Below are 904 nucleotides of genomic sequence, written 5' to 3' on the forward strand. Positions count from 1 at the left end.
GTTAATGTCCGAGTTGTTTCTATGCCTTGTACTGATGTTTTTGATCAGCAAGATATCGAATATCGCCTGTCTGTTTTACCTCTTGAGGTTCCTGCGCGTATTGCTATTGAGGCAGCGATCGCCGATTACTGGTACAAGTATGTGGGTATTGACGGACGAGTGATCGGCATGAATAGTTTTGGCGAGTCTGCACCTGCAGGACAGTTGTTTGAGGAGTTCGGCTTCACTGTTGATAACATCCTAAATGTTGCCGAAGATTTGCTATAAATGCACGACCTGATAGTGAGCCTTGAAGGTATCGGACGCTCAGAATGACTTATCGTGTCGCAATTAATGGCTATGGTCGTATTGGGCAGTCTTTGTTGCGTGCTAGCTATGAACGGTCGAAAGGCCGTTCTGTTGGTGACGATTCGATAAAGTTTGTCGCTATTAATGAGCTTGCAGATGCTGATACGATTGCTTATTTGACCCGGTACGACACGACATTTGGTAGATTCCCGCTTTCAGTTGATGTCCAGGGTGACTCGAAGATGGTTGTCGGGAACGACCTAATTGCCTTAACACGTTTTTCGCAACCTAGCATGCTTCCTTGGGAGGATCTGGGTATAGATTTAGTCATGGAGTGTACTGGTCGCTTTAGTTCTCTTAAGCAGGTTTCCGGTCATTTGGAGTCTGGTGCCGGGCGCGTGCTTGTTTCTCAACCAGGTGATGAAAGCTTCGATAAGACAGTGATCTATGGTGTAAATCATTTTGGCTTAGATAGTGGCGACATAATCGCCTCGTGTGCGTCATGTACTAGTAATGCTGTTGTGCCAGTATTGAGTGCTATAGATGAACGCTTCGGTATTGTAGCTGGTTCGCTTACCACTATTCACTCCGCTATGAATGATCAGCCAACGATCGA

The 904-nt window shown here is 46.0% G+C and carries 2 protein-coding genes; both read left to right on the forward strand.

What is annotated here, in order from left to right:
* A partial coding sequence (locus A3757_RS02360) for a transketolase C-terminal domain-containing protein (protein WP_304439165.1) occupies nt 1–267 on the forward strand: 267 nt, incomplete at its 5' end.
* Nucleotides 268–311: 44 nt separating this feature from the next.
* The coding region (locus A3757_RS02365; protein ID WP_304439166.1) for a glyceraldehyde 3-phosphate dehydrogenase NAD-binding domain-containing protein at nt 312–904 on the forward strand (593 nt) is incomplete at its 3' end.

Source organism: Oleiphilus sp. HI0117 (assembly GCF_001635235.1).